The sequence below is a fragment of the Oerskovia sp. Root918 genome, from assembly GCF_001428945.1.
Lineage (GTDB): Bacteria > Actinomycetota > Actinomycetes > Actinomycetales > Cellulomonadaceae > Oerskovia > Oerskovia enterophila.
Map to the genome: position 1 here is coordinate 168,935 of NZ_LMJG01000013.1, position 15,698 is coordinate 184,632.

Here is a 15,698-nt window from a genome sequence, read left to right on the forward strand (position 1 = left end):
GGCGGGGAGACGGCCGTGCGCCCTCCCGGGGTGCCCCGGCCCGGGCGACTCGTCTGGGGACGGGACGACGGGCCCGAATTCGGTGGACGCACGGTCCTGCGCCCCGCACCATGGACGGGTGAGTCATCCCGAGCCGAACATCGTGTCCGACCCGACCGCAGAGGATGCCTCGACAGGCGCCGACGCCAGTCCCTCCCACCCTACTGAGCCCGCCGATCCTGCGGCTGCTCCCTACGGTCCCTCCGGTCCCGCGGGCCAGCCCGAGCCCGCAGACCAGGCTGACCCCGCCAGCCCGTCCGGCCCGTCCGGCCCGCCGCCGACCGACGACGAGGCCGACAAGCCGCGCTGGCGTCGCGACGCCACGATCTTCCTGGGCGGGCAGACCGTCTCGCTGTTCGGGTCGATGCTCGTGCAGTACGCGATCATGTGGCACCTGACGCTCGAGACCAAGTCCGGGTCGGTCCTGGCGCTCGCGACCGTCTTCGGGTTCCTGCCCCAGGCGGTCGTGTCGATCTTCGGCGGGGTCTGGGCGGACCGGCTCAACCGCAAGTTCCTGATCATCGCGGCCGACGCCTCGATCGCGGTCACGACCCTCGCGCTCGCGCTGCTCATGCTCTCGGGCAGCGACGACCTGTGGTTCATCTACGCCGCGCTCGCGATCCGCTCGGTAGGTGCCGGGATCCAGATGCCCGCGGTGTCCTCGCTCCTCCCGCAGCTCGTCCCGGTGAGCAAGCTCATGCGGGTCAACGGCATCAACGGGTCGATCCAGTCGGCCATGACGCTGCTCGCCCCCGCGGTCGCGGCGGGCGTCTACGCGAGCGCCTCGATCGTCGCGATCTTCTTCGTCGACGTCGTCACGGCCGTGATCGGGATCGGCCTCCTGGCGCTGATCCCGGTGACCAAGGTGCTGCGCGCCGACCTGGCGGCGGGCGAGAAGGTCGGGTACTTCGACGACCTCGTGGGCGGCCTGCGCTACCTGCGTGGCCACACCTTCGTGCGCTGGGTCCTGGGCCTCTACGCGATCGTGTTCCTGCTGATCGTGGCCCCGTCCTACCTCACGCCGCTCATGGTCGTGCGGACGTTCGGCGAGGAGGTCTGGAAGCTCACGGCCAACGAGCTCGCGTTCTCGTTCGGCGCGATCGTCGGCGGCGTGCTGCTCGCCACCTGGGGCGGGCTCAAGAACCGGGTCGCGATGATCGTCGGCGCGACGTTCGTGTTCGGGGTGCTCTCGGTCGGCCTGGGCCTGTCGACGAACATGTGGGTCTTCTTCACGTTCATGTTCCTCCTCGGCGTCGCCGTGCCCGCTTTCGCCACGACCTCGATGACGGTCCTGCAGGAGACGGTCGAACCCGACCGGCAGGGGCGTGTCTTCGGGTTCGTCGGCATCGTGATGGCGCTCGCGATGCCGCTCGGCATGCTGATCTTCGGCCCGCTCGCGGACCGGTACTCGGTCGAGTCGCTCCTGATCGTGTCGGGCGCGCTCATGTTCGTCGTGATCGCGGTCGCGACCCTGGTTCCCTCGGGGCGCCGGGCCATGCGTGCGGCGGACGCGCACACCTCGACCACGGTCTGACCGTCAGACGCCGGAGACGCCGACGGGGTCCGGCCGGCACGCTCGGTGGAGCGTGCCGACCGGACCCCGTCGGCGTCTCGGTGGAAGAACCTCAGGCAGACGCCTCGGTCACGTCCGTGATCTCGCAGATCGAGGTGCCCGAGCTGACGCTCGCGCCGACGCCCGCCGTCAGGCCCGTGATGCGCCCTGCACGGTGCGCGACGAGAGGCTGCTCCATCTTCATGGCCTCGAGGACCACGATGAGGTCGCCCTCGGCGACCACGGCACCCTCGGCCACGGCGACCTTGACGATCGTGCCCTGCATGGGCGAGGCCAGCGTGGTGCCGTTGCTCGACCCCGCCTTGGCGGTCGAACGACGGGCGGGGCGGCGAGCCGCGTTGGCCGAGCGGGCGCGGCCCGCCGCCATGCCGAGGCCCGCGGGGAGCACGACCTCGAGGCGCTTGCCGCCGACCTCGACGACCACGCGCTCGGTCGCGGGGGCCTCGTCCTCCTCGGTGGGCGACTGGGCGGGCGTGGCCGGCGCGAGCTTGGTCAGCTCGTCGGCGAACGTGGTCTCGATCCAGCGCGTGTGCACGCGGAACGCCGAGCCGTCGGTCGGGACGAAGTCCTCGGAGTCGAGCACCGCGCGGTGGAACGGGACGACCGTCGGGATGCCCTCGACGACCATCTCGCGCAGCGCGCGCCGCGCCCGCTGGACGGCCTCGAGGCGCGTCGCGCCGGTCACGATGACCTTGGCGATCATCGAGTCGAACGCGCCGGAGATGACGTCGCCCTCGCTCACGCCGCTGTCGACGCGTACGCCGGGGCCGCTGGGGAAGTGCAGGCGCGAGATGCGACCGGGCGCCGGCAGGAAGTTCGCGGCCGGGTCCTCGCCGTTGATGCGGAACTCGAGCGAGTGCCCCCGGGTGGCGACCTGGGTGTAGCCGAGCGGCTCGCCCGCCGCGATGCGCAGCTGCTCGCGCACCAGGTCGATGCCCGTGACCTCCTCGGAGACCGGGTGCTCGACCTGCAGGCGCGTGTTGACCTCGAGGAACGAGATGGTGCCGTCGGCGCCCACGAGGAACTCGCAGGTCCCGGCGCCGACGTACCCGGCCTCGCGCAGGATCGCCTCGGACGCCTTGTAGAGCTCGGCCTGCTGCTCGTCGGTCAGGAACGGCGCGGGGGCCTCCTCGACGAGCTTCTGGTGGCGGCGCTGGAGCGAGCAGTCGCGCGTCGAGACGACCACGACCGTGCCGTGCTCGTCGGCCAGGCACTGGGTCTCGACGTGGCGCGGGGTGTCCAGGTAGCGCTCGACGAAGCACTCGCCGCGACCGAACGCGGCCGTGGCCTCGCGGACCGCGGAGTCGAACAGCTCGTCGATCTCGTCGACCGTGCGTGCGACCTTGAGCCCGCGCCCGCCGCCGCCGAAGGCCGCCTTGATCGCGATGGGCAGGCCGTGCTCGGCGGCGAACGCGTGGACCTCGGTCGCGTCGGCGACGGGGTCCGGGGTGCCCGGGACCAGGGGAGCGCCGGCGCGGTGCGCGATGTGCCGGGCGCTCACCTTGTCGCCGAGCGCGTCGATCGCGGCGGGGGGCGGGCCGATCCAGACGAGGCCCGCGTCGATCACGGCCTGGGCGAACCCGGCGTTCTCGGCGAGGAAGCCGTAGCCCGGGTGCACAGCGTCGGCGCCCGCGCGGCGTGCGACGTCGAGCAGCTTGGCGACGTCGAGGTAGGTGTCGGCGGCGCGTGCGCCGTCGAGCGCGTACGCCTCGTCGGCGAGGCGGACGTGCAGGGCCTCGCGGTCGGAGTCCGCGTAGACGGCGACCGACGCGATCGAGGCGTCGGCGCAGGCGCGGGCGATACGGACCGCGATCTCCCCGCGGTTGGCGATGAGAACCTTCGACAGTCGTCTGGGCAGGCTGGTCGCGGGGTTCGTTGAGTTCACGGGCACGGCTCACGGTAACGCGTCGGGCGCCCTCGGTTCACGCTCCGACCACCGGTACCGGACAAGATTGGAGATCAGGCCAAGGCGCACCGGGGTCGTTTGTAGGAACCCTCCATGGTCGGCGGGACGAACCGCCCCGGGGTCGGCCTGGGTTGTGCGGCCTCGACAAGCGACGGCCCGCCCGCTCCGCCGCGCCGCGCCCGAGGGCGTGGCGCGGGGGAGCGGGCGGGCCGTCAGGGGCTCACGCCCAGAGGTCGGTCCAGGCCACGTCGATCTCGCCGAGCAGCTCGCGCACGAGCGGCAGGCTGATGCCGACCACGCCGTGGTGGTCGCCCTCGATGCTCTCGACGAACGCCCCGCCCAGCCCGTCGACCGTGAACGCGCCGGCGACCGCGAGGGGCTCGCCCGTCGCGACGTAGGCGGCGATCTCGGCGTCGGTCACGTCGGCGAAGTGGATCGTGGTCGAGCTGGTCGCGCCCAGCGTCGCCCCGCTGCCGCCGTCCTGCGGGTCGCGCAGGTCGACGAGCCAGTGCCCGGTGTGCAGCACGCCGGACCGGCCGCGCATCGCGCGCCACCGGGCGGTCGCCTCGTCGGCGTCCTTCGGCTTGCCGTACACCTCGCCCGCGAGCTCGAGCATCGAGTCGCAGCCGACCACGATCGGTGCGCTCTCCTCGGGCCCGACGGCGTCGCTCGCCTCGTCCCGCTCGCGCACCTCGCGCGTGATCACCTGGGCGACCTCCTCGGCCTTCGCCTGGGCGAGGACGAGCACCGCGTCGGCGGGGTCGAGCGCACCGAACCGTGCGGTCGCGGCGTCGAGGACCGCGTCCTCGTCGAGCCCCGAGACCCGGACCTCGGGCGTGACGCCCGCCGAGCGTAGGGTCGCGAGCCTGGCCGGGGACTGCGAGGCCAGGAGCAGGCGGGGTGCAGGGGGGCTGGTGGGCTCGTTCACCGCAGGGCCCCGCGCAGCACGTCGAGGCCGACCGAGCCGAGGTTCAGCGCGCGCTCGTGGAACGCCTTGACGTCGAACTCCTCGCCGCGGGCCGCCGCCGCCGCACGGGCCGCGTCGCGCGTCTGCTCCCACAGGCGCTGGCCGACCTTGTAGGACGGGGCCTGCCCCGGCCACCCGAGGTAGCGGTTGAGCTCGAAGCGCACGAACGACTCGTCCATGTTGACGTTGGCCTTGAGGAACTCCCAGGCCTTGTCCGCGTCCCAGCGCGGGTCCTCGGAGTCGCCGCGCCACTCCTCGGGGGCGTCGAGCCCCAGGTGCACGCCGATGTCGAGCACGACGCGCGCCGCGCGCATGCGCTGGCCGTCGAGCATCCCGAGCCGGTCGCCCGGGTCGTCGAGGTAGCCCAGGTCGGCCATGAGGCGCTCGGCGTACAGGGCCCAGCCCTCGCCGTGGCCCGAGACCCAGCACGCGAGGCGGCGCCAGGAGTTGAGCGTGTCGCGCGCCGCGACGGCCTGGCCGCACTGCAGGTGGTGGCCCGGGACGCCCTCGTGGTAGACGGTCGTCTTCTCGCGCCACGTGTTGAACTCGGTGACGCCCGGGGGCACGGACCACCACATGCGCCCGGGGCGCGAGAAGTCGTCGCTCGGGGGCGTGTAGTAGATCCCGCCGGTCTGGGTCGGGGCGATCATGCACTCGAGGTCCAGGACCGGGGTGGGGATGTCGAAGTGCACGCCGTCGAGCGCCTGGATCGCGGCGTCGGACGTCTCCTGCATCCACGCGCGCAGCGCGTCGGTGCCGTCGAGCTTGCGGCTCGGGTCCGCGTCGAGGATCGCGACGGCCTCCTCGACCGTGGCGCCGGGCCCGGCGATCTGGGCGGCGACAGCCTCCTGCTCGGCGATGACGCGCGCGAGCTCCTCGAGACCCCACCGGTAGGTCTCCTCGAGGTCGACCTCGGCCCCGAGGAAGTTGCGCGACGCGAGGGCGTAGCGCTCGCGCCCCACGCCGTCGGCCGTGGGGGCCTGCGGGGCGAGCTCGTCCTCGAGGAAGGCAGCGAGCCTGCCGTAGGCGGCCACGGCGTCGGCGGCGCCGATCTCGAGCTCCTTGCGCACCAGGGAGCATGCGGCGGACTCGTCGAGGACCGCTGCGGCCTCGTCGCCACGGACGAACGTGACGAAGAACGACGTCTCGGGGTCCGCGAGCTCGCGGGCCTGCTTGACGCCCTCGCGGACCTGGCGGATCGCTGCGACGTTGCCGCGCGCGGCGCCGGCCCTGAGCGAGGCGATGTACCCGTCCATGGCGCCCGGGAGGGCGGCGAGCCGGGCCGCGACGTTCTCCCAGGCCTCGACCGTGCCCGTGGGCATCATGTCGAAGATGTCGCGCAGCTCCTGCAGCGGGGACGCGATGTTGTTGAGCAGCGAGAGGTCCTCGCCGGCCTCGTGGAGCTCGAGCGAGAGACCGATGCGCTCGCGCATCGCGGCGAGCGTGACGCGGTCGACGTCGTCGACGGGCTCGACGTCCGCGAGCTCGGCCAGCACGGCCCGGTCCGCGGCCGCGAGGGCCTCGTACCCGGCGGGCGACAGGTCGGTCATGCGGTGGTCGTAGCCCGTGAGGCCCATGGCCGTGGCGGCGAGCGGGTTCAGGTCGGCGACCGTCAGCACGTACGCGTCGGCGATCGCGTCGATCGCCGAGGGCGTGCGGGGGGTCCGGGCGGTGGGGGTGCCGGGCTCGGCCGGCGAGGTGGGTGAGGTCACCCGGTAGAGGTTACTGCGTGGTACCCGCAGGGGCAGTCGTCCGTGAGGATGATCAGTCCTGGCGCAGGAGTCGTTCCGCCAGGTCGAGCACGGCCGACGGGGCGGTCAGGTCCAGCGACTGCGCACCGCCCCCGTCCGGGCCGATGTACACGAGCTCGTCATCGTCCTCGAAGACGAGGACGGACCGCGTGCTGCCCGGGAGCGAGAGCTCGACGCGCACGGATCTCCACGCCCCGGTGGGCGCGACCAGCTCGGTGTCCAGGCGAGGGTGCTCTGCGCCCGCCCGGCCGAGGGCATCGAGGAGGTCCTGGTTCGTCGGCGCCGAGGACGGGGTGGCCTCACCGGCAGGCGACGGGTCGGCGGTCGCGGCCTCGGGGGCGCTCGTCCCTCGCTCCGGGTGCATCGCCGCGAGCAGGTCGTCGGCCCAGGCGCGCTGGTAGCGCACGAGGACGACGCGTGGGCGTCCTTCCGTGCCCCGGGGGTACCAGACCGCGACGGGGTCGCCCGAGCGGGGGCCGTCCGTCCCGGCGGGGACGGGCACCGTGAACGGTGCCCGGACGGGGACGTGGTCGACCGAGAAGGTGAGCCGACCGCTCACGTGCGCGGCGCCGTCGGGCAGTTCGCGTGCGGATCCTGAGGGAACCCCGGCCGTGATGTCGACGAGCACCGAGCCCGTGGTGCGCTCGGCCGCCGTGAGCAGTGCGTCGCGTGCGCGGGTCTCGCGCTGCGCGTCGCGGTCGTCGAGGTAGCGCGCGAGCGCGAGGACCGCGACGAGCAGGAGCAGGACGGTCAGGACGCCCAGCACGGCGGCCGGCAGGGGCCAGCCCTGCGACGGGGCGAGCTGCTGGTAGGCGACGAGCGCGACCGTCGGGACGGTCGGGACGATCCACGCCCACCGGCGCCAGCCGGTGCGGGCCGGGAGCGGTGGCAGGGCGGGCCCGCTGCCGTCGGTCGTGAGCGGGCGTTCGACGGCCCCGGGGCCGTCCGCGAGCTCGACCAGGACGGTCGTGGACTGGCTCATGACTGCAGGCTCCACCGCCAGGAGTCGGCGTTGTGCCGACCCGAGCGGCCACCGAAGCTCTTGGCCGTCGCGCCCGCCCCGGTCCCGCGCAGACCGCGCGCACGGTTGGTCCACTCGGACAGGGGCGCCTCGTCGTCGGGCACGTGCGCGGCCGCCGCGGCCGCGGCGAGGCCGGCGACGAGCGCCGCGACCTCGAGGTCGTCGGGAGCGCCGCGCACCACGCGCAGCGAGCGTCCCGACGACGCCTCGGGGGTCCCGCTCACAGGTTGCCGTCCGTCGGGTCGTCCGCCGCGTCCCCGTACCCCTCGAAGTCGGCGGCCTCGCCGCGCGACGCGGCCCACTCGGGGATGTCGAAGCCGGCCTCGGCGAGGGCCGCGACGACCTGCTCGCCCGCGTTGTCGAGGAAGTCGATGACCGAGTCGAGCGAGGAGTCGGGCGTCGAGCCCGGCCCCACGACGAAGCCCAGGTAGAAGGGCTCGGCGACCTCCGGGGCCGGGGGCGCGTCCGCGTCGACGCCCGCGCCGAGCTCCTCGTCCGAGGCCCACACGAGCGACGTGAGGTCCGGGTGCATGCCGAGCGAACCGTGCAGCGCGTCGTAGACCTGGGCGTTGAGCGTGCTGATGCGCGCCTCGAGGGCCAGGACGCGCGGGTCCTCGTCGGCCTCGGACGCGCCGAACTCGGAGCGCACGCCGACCGCGGTGCCGATGTAGTCGTGCAGCGCCGCCGCCAGGGCGTCGACCGCGGCGTGCAGCGGTGCCTCGTCGACCGGGCCGAGCGGCTCGGCGCCGTGCGACACGCTGTCGTGACCGTTGTCCGGGTGGTCGTGGCCCTCGTGGCCCTCGTGGCCCTCGTGGCTGTCGCTCGTGTGCTCGTCGGGCATGTCGTCCTCGCGGTTCGTCTCGTGGTTCGCGTCGTCGTGCGGTGCTGAGGTCACAGCGGGATGTTCCCGTGCTTCTTGGGGGGCAGGCTCGCACGCTTGGTGCGCAGCGCGCGCAGCGCGCGCACGACCTGCACGCGGGTCTCCGACGGACGGATCACCGCGTCGACGTAGCCGCGCTCGGCCGCGTCCCAGGGGTTCACGATGGCCTCCTCGTACTCCCCGACCAGGCGGGCCCGCTCGGCGTCGACGTCCAGCCCCGCGTCCGCCGCGGCCTTGAGGGTGCCGCGCTGGAGGATGTTGACCGCGCCGCCCGCGCCCATGACGGCGATCTGGGCCGTGGGCCACGCCAGGTTGACGTCGGCGCCGAGCTGCTTGGAGCCCATGACGATGTACGCGCCACCGTACGCCTTGCGGGTGATGAGCGTGACGAGCGGGACCGTGGCCTCGGCGTACGCGTAGATGAGCTTGGCGCCGCGACGGATGATGCCCTGGTGCTCCTGGTCGACGCCCGGCAGGAAGCCCGGGACGTCCACGAGGGTCAGGACGGGGATGTTGAACGCGTCGCACGTGCGCACGAACCGCGCGGCCTTCTCGGCCGCGTCGATGTCGAGCGTCCCGGCCATCGCGAGGGGCTGGTTGGCCACGACGCCGACCGACTGGCCCTCGACGTGCCCGAACCCGATCAGCACGTTCTTCGCGAACAGCGGCTGGACCTCGAGGAAGTCGCCGCCGTCCAGGACGTGCTCGATCACGGTGCGCATGTCGTACGGCTGCGAGTCCGAGTCGGGCACCAGGGTGTCGAGCTCGAGGTCCTCGTCCGTGACCTCGAGCTCGGTGTCCTCGGGCGGGAAGCCGGGGGCGTCCGAGAGGTTGTTCTGCGGCAGGTAGCCGATGAGGTGGCGCACGTAGTCGATCGCGTCGTCCTCGTCGGTGCCCATGTAGTGCGCGACGCCCGAGCGCTCGTTGTGGGTGCGCGCCCCGCCGAGCTCCTCGAAGCCCACGTCCTCGCCCGTGACCGCACGGATCACGTCGGGGCCCGTGATGAACATGTTCGACGTCTGGTCGGCCATGACGATGAAGTCGGTCAGGGCCGGGGAGTACACGGCCCCGCCCGCGCTCGGGCCGAGGATGAGCGAGATCTGCGGGATGACGCCCGAGGCCGCGACGTTGCGGCGGAAGATCTCCGCGAACTGCGTCAGGGCCGCGACGCCCTCCTGGATGCGTGCGCCGCCGCCGTCGGAGATCCCGATGAGCGGTACGCCCGTGCGTAGCGCCAGGTCCTGGACCTTGGTGATCTTCTGGCCGTGCACCTCGCCGAGGCTCCCGCCGAAGACCGTGAAGTCCTGGGAGTAGATGCACACCTGACGGCCGTCGACCGTCCCGTGCCCCACGACCACGCCGTCGCCCGCGAGCCGCTTCTTCTCGAGCCCGAAGTTGGTCGAGCGGTGCTTGGCGAACGCGTCGAGCTCGACGAAGCTGCCCTCGTCGAGCAGGGCCTCGATGCGCTCGCGGGCCGTCTTCTTGTTCCGGGCGTGCTGCTTGGCGCGAGCCGTCTCCTCGGGCGCGACGGACGCCTCGGCGCGCCGACGGTCGAGGTCGGCGAGCTTCGCTGCGGTGCCGATGAGCTGACCGGTGGGGGCCGGGGTGGTGCCGGCGACAGGTTCGTTCACGCAGACGAGCCTAGTTGGTGGGTGGGACCAAGCGGGTGCGGGGGATCGCACCGGCGTCCGCGTCGGCGTTGGAGGGTTCCCACAAACCGTTGCGAGGCGGTGCCCGTCGTCGTGCGGGATGCCGGTTCGTCGTGCGGGTGGTGCTGCCGTCCCCCGGGCGCGTCCGTGCATGATGGGGGCATGACGACTGCCGATCGCCCCGCGCTGCGCCCCGACTTCCTGCGGGACCTGCTCGTGGTCCCGCACGGCCCGCTCGAGCGCCTCGAGGTCGTCGAGGAGTCCGTCTCGACCAACACCGAGCTGGCCGCGGCCGTGGCTGCGGACCCGCGGGCCTGGCCTGCGCCCGCGCTGCTCGTGGCCGAGCACCAGGTCGGTGGGCGGGGACGTGCGGGGCGCACCTGGGAGACGCCCGCGCGGACCGCGCTGACGGGCTCGCTCCTGGTCCGGCCCGACGTGCCGCGCGAGAGCCTGAGCTGGCTGCCGCTGCTCGCGGGCCTCGCGACGGTCCGGTGCCTGCGCGCGACCGCGGGCGTCGAGGCCGTGGTCAAGTGGCCCAACGACGTGCTCGTCCCGGGGCCGGGCGCCGCTGCCGGTGGCGAGGAAGCGGAGGAGATCGAGGGGTGGGGGACGTACCGCAAGGTCGCGGGCATCCTGTGCGAGCTCCTGCCCGACGGCGGAGCGATCGTGGGCGTCGGGCTCAACGTCCTGCAGGGCGTGGGCGAGCTCCCGGTCGCCTCGGCCACGTCGCTCGCCCTGGCGGGGGCGGCCACGACCGACCGCGAGGTCCTGCTCACCGCGCTCGAGGAGTCGTTCGCGCTGACGCTCGGTCGGTGGCAGGACGCGGGCGGGGACGCCGAGGCCGCGGGCCTCGTCGCGGAGTGCGTCGAGGTCAGCGGGACGCTGGGTGCGCACGTGCGCATCGACCTCACGGGCGGGGGACAGGTCACGGGCGAGGCCTACGGGTTCGGCCCCGACGGTTCGTTGCTCGTCCGGGGCGACGACGGGACGGCCCGTTCGCTGCACAGCGGCGACGTGCACCACCTGCGCGTGGGCTCGGGATCCGCGGCCGGCTCGGGGACCTCCTCGGTGACCGGCGGGACGGCCTCCTCGGGGCCTGTCGGCGGCCCCGTCGGTGCTCCCGCCGGGTGAGCGGGCCGAGGCGCACGGCCGCGCTGAACTAGGATCTGTCTGTGACGCACGACATCCCTGAGGCAGCCGAAGAGACCACCGAGACGACGAAGGCAGCCGAGGAGAGTCGAGCGGACGGCCCTGGTGTCCCCGAGCGGGTGACGGTCGAGGCAGACGTCGACGCGGCCCTCCTGGGTGGGCCCCGTGCCCTCACGGTCGAGGGGCTCGCGGAGCGGGCCGGGCTCACGGAGAAGCAGGTGCGCTCGTACTGGCAGGCGCTCGGGCTCCCGATCACCGAGGAGCAGGAGCAGATGTTCACCGAGGACGACGCGGTCGCCCTCGAGCAGATCTACTCGGTCGCCGAGCGCGAGCAGTTCGACGACCGGTCGCTGACGACCCTCATCCGGTCGATGGGCCACACGACCGAACGGCTCGTGCTCTGGCAGGTCGAGGCGCTCGTCGAGCACATGACCAAGCGGTTCGACCTCGACGACACGAGCGCCCGGCTGCTCGTGCTCGACCGCCTCCCGGACCTCGCGCCCGTGCTGGAGACCCAGCTGAGCCACGCCTGGCGCCGCCAGCTCGCGGCCGTCGCCGCGCGCTTCACGGTCGAGTTCTCCGACGCGCGCGCGGGCGACGTCACGGATTCCCAGGCGCTGCCGCTCCCGCGGGCCGTCGGGTTCGCCGACATCGTGTCGTTCACCAAGCGGACGGCGGGTCTGGGGTCGAGCGAGCTCGCCGAGTTCGTCCAGCTCTTCGAGACCCGGGCGCGCGACGTCATCACCGCCGCGGGCGGTCGGGTCGTCAAGACCATCGGCGACGCGGTCCTGTACGTCGCCGACGACGTCGCGACGGGTGCCAAGGTCGCGCTCGGTCTCGCCGAGGAGGCCGAGCGGGCCGGCGAGGGGGTCGAGGTCCCGCCCGTCCGGGTCAGCCTCGTCTGGGGCAGGGTGCTCTCGCGCTTCGGTGACGTGTTCGGCCCGTCGGTCAACCTCGCGTCGCGGCTCACCGAGATCGCCGAGCCGGCGACCGTGCTGATCGACCGCGAGACGGCCGCGCTCCTGTCGCGGGACTCGCGGTTCGCGCTGACGGCCCAGCCCGAGCGCGAGGTCCATGGCCTCGGGGTGATCGAGCCCGTGCGCCTCCAGTGGGCGTACAAGGGCTGACCTGCCCGTCGGCCAAAGCGGCGCGGACCGGTGACCGGTCCGCGCCGTAGTGCACGCCCGTCGTCGCCGGAACGGCACCCCGCGTCTCAGACCGCGAGGACCAGCTCGGGCCCGTTGTTGGCGACGCTGTTGACCAGCGGTGCGACCTCCTGCGCCGTCATGCGTACCTCGGGGGCGACGAGCAGACCGGCCGCCTCGTCCTTGCCGACCGCAGGATCGAGCCACGCGTCCCACAGGTCAGGGGCGAGCGTCAGCGGCATGCGGTCGTGGATCGACGCGAGCGCCGGCGCGGCGGCGGTCGTCACGACGGTCGCCGACACGAGCCAGCGGTCCGGGTCGTCGTCGGCCTTGGTGCGGTCGCGCCAGAACTCGTAGAGCCCCGCGAACGCGGCGACCGCGGACCCCTCGGGGTGGATGAAGAAGGGCTGCTTGGAGACCTTGGGCTTGCGGGCGGTCGATCCCGGAGCCGGGGGAGTCTCGATGCGGCGCCACTCGTAGTACCCGTCGGCGGGCACCAGGCAGCGGCGGGCCGCGAACGGCTTGGCGAACGCGGGCTTGTCCAGCAGCGACTCCGCGCGGGCGTTGATCATCCGGGCTCCGACGCCCGGGTCCTTGGCCCAACTCGGCACGAGTCCCCACCGGGCCACCCGCAGGGAGCGGCGGACCTCGCCCGTGTCCCTGGCCGCGCGCTCGACCACGATCCGCACGGGGTCGGTCGGGGCGACGTTCCAGGAGGACGGCAGGAGGCGCGCGTCGTCGGCGAGGTCGGCGATCGCGAACTCGTCGGCCAGGTCCTGGGCGTCCCGGAAGGAGGCATAGCGTCCGCACATGTCTCCCAGGATGCCTCGCGCCACCCACGCTGCGCCCGGCCGCCGCGTCGGAGGCGGGGTGCGCGGCGCCGTCGGGCATGGTGCCCGGCGGCGCCGTCGGGCATGGTGCCCAACTAGATTGACAGCCTGACTAGTTCGCGACACTATCTAGTCATGTCCGAGAACACCTGGCCCAGCGAGTGGCTGCGCGGCGTCCTCGACGTCTGCGTGCTGCGCATCCTCGCCGACGGCCCCACCTACGGGTACGCGATCGCCGCGCGTCTCGCCGACGCCGGGCTCGGCGCGATCAAGGGCGGCACGCTCTACCCGCTGCTGGGGCGCCTCGAGGCGGGCGGGCTCGTGACCGTCGAGTGGCGGGCCGGCGACGGCGGACCCGGGCGCAAGTACTACGACCTGACCCCGGCGGGCCGCGCCGAGCTCGCACAGCGCGCCGCGCTGTGGGACGCGTTCGTGCAGACCACCCATGACCTTGTCGTCGGACCGGACCGCACCGAGCCCGCCGACCGACCAGCACAGACCGAGGAGACCTGATGTCCCGCACCCCTCAGACATCCCCCCTGCGCGAGAGGCGCAGAGCCGCGCGCTACGAGATCGAGCGAAGCCTGGCCCCTCACGTCGAGGAGGAGTGGGCCGAGGGCTTCGTGATCGAGCTGCGCCTGCTCGACGTGCCCGGGGACGTGCTCGGGGCGGCTCTCACAGAGGTCGAGTCCCACTGCGCCGAGAGCGGCGAGAAGGCGTCCGAGGTGTTCGGGGACCCGGTGGCCTACGCGCGCAGCCTCGACCTGCCCGTGCAGCCCGCAGGGCGGTGGGACATGGTGACGGTCCTGGGGCCCGTGGGGAGTCAGGTCCTCGGGATGCTGGTGCTCGGGTGGGGAGGTGGCGCCGCCGTCGACGCGTGGCGCACGGGTGCGGCGGGCGCGACCGTCGGCCTCACGGTCGGGATGCTGCTCATGGTCGTGGCGCTCGGCGTCGTGCTCCTGCTCTTCGCGCGACACAGCTCGACGGTGCTGCGGCACATCCTCGACCGGCCGGTGGTCTCCTGGCTCGTCCTCACGCTGCTGACGGGATCGCTCGGGGTCTGTGCCGTCCTGCTGGACAGCGAGGTCCTCGTCCTCCCGGCGGTGCCGGTCGCGACCGCGGGGGCGCTGGTCCTCGTCGCGGGCACGGTCTGGAGCGTCGTCCAGGTCCGCCAGGGTGCCCTCGACGACCCCGTCGTCTCGCCGCTGCCGGTCGCGGGAGAGGGGGCTGGGGAAGCGGCAGACCGAGGTGCACGGGTCGTCTCGTCCCTGATCACCTGGACCGTCCCGCTCCTCGCGCTCGCCCCCCTCGGTGCGGCCTGGCTCTTCGCGGGACCCTAGGCGTCCAGTACCCGCTGGGGCGTCCGGCCGGGACGCCGCGCTCGCCCCGCGCCACGGAGCCGCGAGGGCTACCGCCTCGTGGCGGTGGCTCGGGGCAATCATCGAATCGTTATGATTGGCTCCCATGAGCACCCCACCGGCAGGACCTGCCTCCGCCCCGACGGCGCCGCCCCTCGACGTCGTCCGCAGCACCGTCGGCACCCCGGCCCGCAGGTCCGGCCGCTCCACGGTCAAGTGGGTCCTCCTCCTCGGCGCCCTCGCGACGCTCCCGGCCTTCACGGTCGACATGTACCTGCCGCTGCTGCCCGACGTCGCCACCGACCTGGACGCGAGCCCCGCGCTCGCGCAGCTCACCCTGGCCGGGATGCTCGTCGGAGGCGCCGTGGGACAGCTGGTGATCGGACCGCTCTCCGACCGGTACGGACGCCGTGCGCCCGTGATCGTCGGGCTCGCGCTGCACGTCGTCACCTCGATCCTGTGCGCGGTCGTGCCCGGGATCGGGTGGCTCATCACGCTGCGCGTGCTCCAGGGCTTCTTCAACGCCTCGGCCCAGGTCGTCTCGATCGCCGTGATCCGCGACCGGTTCACCGGGTCGGACGCGGCCCGCATCCTGTCGCGCCTCATGCTCGTGATCGGGCTCGCGCCCCTCCTCGCGCCCACGTTCGGCTCGCTGATCGCCTCGCACGGGACGTGGCGCTGGGTCTTCTGGGTCCTCGCGGTGCTCGGCGTGATCCTGGCCCTGATCGTGCTGCGCTTCATGCCCGAGACGCTCGAGACCGAGCGGCGCCAGACCGGCGGGATCGGCAGCGTCTTCCGTGGGTACGGGACCCTGTTGCGCGACCGCCACTTCCTAGCCCTGGCCGTGCTGCCCGGGCTCGGCATGGCCGTCCTCATGAGCTACGTCGTCGGCTCCCCGTTCGTGCTGCAGGAGGGCTACGGCCTGACGCACGGGCAGTTCGCGGCGCTCTTCGCGGTGAACGGGATCGGGCTCGTGATCTCCGCCCAGGTCAACGCCTCGCTGGTGCGCCGGGTCGCGCCCATCCGGATCCTGCGTACGGCCCTCGTCCTGCAGTCGGTGTTCGCCGTAGGTCTGCTCGTCGTGGCGCTCACCGGGGCGGGCGGGCTGATCGGTCTCCTCGCGGCGCTCTGGCTCACGCTCGCGCTCCAGGGGCTCATCCCGGCCAACGCGTCGGCGCTCGCGCTCACGCGCCACGGCGAGAGGGCCGGCACCGCAGCGGCGGTCATCGGGGCGTTCCAGGCCGGTGTCGCGGGCCTCGTGAGCCCCCTCGTGGGCGTTCTCGGGGGCGACGAGGTGGCCATGAGCGCGGTCATGCTCGGCGCCGTGCTGGCGTCCCTGCTGGTGCTCGGTCTGGCCACCCCGGCCTTCCGCAAGGGCGGCTGGCACCTGCCGACCTGACGGGTCGTGGGACTGCCGCGCGCCCCCATGC

The 15,698-nt window shown here is 73.4% G+C and carries 14 protein-coding genes; 6 read left to right on the forward strand and 8 right to left on the reverse strand.

From position 1 onward, the window contains the following. Positions 1-118: 118 nt before the first annotated feature. Entirely contained in the window at positions 119-1,573 is a 1,455-nt protein-coding gene (locus tag ASE27_RS11910) for an MFS transporter (protein WP_369819013.1), read from the forward strand. A 91-nt stretch (positions 1,574-1,664) separates the two neighbouring features. Here ASE27_RS11910 and ASE27_RS11915 read toward each other — a convergent pair whose 3' ends face one another. The 7 genes from ASE27_RS11915 to ASE27_RS11945 form a co-directional block, all read right to left on the reverse strand. Further along, positions 1,665-3,497 (reverse strand): biotin carboxylase N-terminal domain-containing protein, encoded by a 1,833-nt coding sequence (locus ASE27_RS11915; RefSeq protein ID WP_369819014.1) that lies wholly within the window; start codon positions 3,495-3,497, stop codon positions 1,665-1,667. 241 nt (positions 3,498-3,738) lie between these two features. Further along, entirely contained in the window at positions 3,739-4,446 is a 708-nt protein-coding gene (locus ASE27_RS11920) for a nucleoside triphosphate pyrophosphatase (protein WP_056650388.1), read from the reverse strand. Then, positions 4,443-6,197 (reverse strand): DUF885 domain-containing protein, encoded by a 1,755-nt coding sequence (locus ASE27_RS11925; protein WP_157257574.1) that lies wholly within the window; start codon positions 6,195-6,197, stop codon positions 4,443-4,445. The genes ASE27_RS11920 and ASE27_RS11925 overlap by 4 nt, the downstream gene beginning before the upstream one ends. A 52-nt stretch (positions 6,198-6,249) precedes the next feature. Next, positions 6,250-7,218, reverse strand: coding sequence for a hypothetical protein (locus ASE27_RS11930; RefSeq protein ID WP_056650392.1), 969 nt, complete (start codon positions 7,216-7,218; stop codon positions 6,250-6,252). After that, a complete protein-coding gene (locus tag ASE27_RS11935) occupies positions 7,215-7,481 on the reverse strand; it encodes an acyl-CoA carboxylase epsilon subunit (RefSeq protein WP_056650394.1) in 267 nt (88 codons plus the stop codon). Before ASE27_RS11935 ends, ASE27_RS11930 begins: the two co-directional genes overlap by 4 nt. Then, on the reverse strand, positions 7,478-8,152 hold the full coding sequence (locus ASE27_RS11940) for a hypothetical protein (protein WP_235535430.1): 675 nt from the start codon (positions 8,150-8,152) through the stop codon (positions 7,478-7,480). Before ASE27_RS11940 ends, ASE27_RS11935 begins: the two co-directional genes overlap by 4 nt. Further along, positions 8,149-9,768 carry an acyl-CoA carboxylase subunit beta gene (locus tag ASE27_RS11945; RefSeq protein WP_056650398.1) on the reverse strand — a complete coding sequence of 540 codons (1,620 nt, stop codon included), beginning with the start codon at positions 9,766-9,768 and terminating at the stop codon, positions 8,149-8,151. The genes ASE27_RS11940 and ASE27_RS11945 overlap by 4 nt, the downstream gene beginning before the upstream one ends. A gap of 180 nt (positions 9,769-9,948) precedes the next feature. Between ASE27_RS11945 and ASE27_RS11950 the strand changes: the two genes are divergently transcribed. Both ASE27_RS11950 and ASE27_RS11955 read left to right on the forward strand, forming a co-directional pair. Further along, positions 9,949-10,917 (forward strand): biotin--[acetyl-CoA-carboxylase] ligase, encoded by a 969-nt coding sequence (locus ASE27_RS11950; RefSeq protein WP_082608868.1) that lies wholly within the window; start codon positions 9,949-9,951, stop codon positions 10,915-10,917. A gap of 41 nt (positions 10,918-10,958) precedes the next feature. Next, positions 10,959-12,062 (forward strand): adenylate/guanylate cyclase domain-containing protein, encoded by a 1,104-nt coding sequence (locus tag ASE27_RS11955; RefSeq protein WP_235535431.1) that lies wholly within the window; start codon positions 10,959-10,961, stop codon positions 12,060-12,062. A gap of 86 nt (positions 12,063-12,148) precedes the next feature. On the opposite strand, the gene ASE27_RS11960 is transcribed toward ASE27_RS11955, so the two are convergent. Next, entirely contained in the window at positions 12,149-12,892 is a 744-nt protein-coding gene (locus ASE27_RS11960; protein ID WP_056650400.1) for an SOS response-associated peptidase, read from the reverse strand. A gap of 153 nt (positions 12,893-13,045) precedes the next feature. On the opposite strand from ASE27_RS11960, the gene ASE27_RS11965 reads away from it, so the two are divergent. From ASE27_RS11965 to ASE27_RS11975, 3 genes are all read left to right on the forward strand, one after another. Continuing rightward, on the forward strand, positions 13,046-13,423 hold the full coding sequence (locus ASE27_RS11965; protein WP_056650403.1) for a PadR family transcriptional regulator: 378 nt from the start codon (positions 13,046-13,048) through the stop codon (positions 13,421-13,423). Further along, the gene (locus ASE27_RS11970; RefSeq protein ID WP_056650407.1) at positions 13,423-14,250 is read left to right on the forward strand and encodes a hypothetical protein; all 828 of its coding nucleotides are present in this window, start codon (positions 13,423-13,425) and stop codon (positions 14,248-14,250) included. The genes ASE27_RS11965 and ASE27_RS11970 overlap by 1 nt, the downstream gene beginning before the upstream one ends. A 124-nt stretch (positions 14,251-14,374) precedes the next feature. After that, positions 14,375-15,667, forward strand: a complete 1,293-nt coding sequence (locus ASE27_RS11975) for a multidrug effflux MFS transporter (protein ID WP_082608869.1) — start codon at positions 14,375-14,377, stop codon at positions 15,665-15,667. Positions 15,668-15,698: the final 31 nt, after the last annotated feature.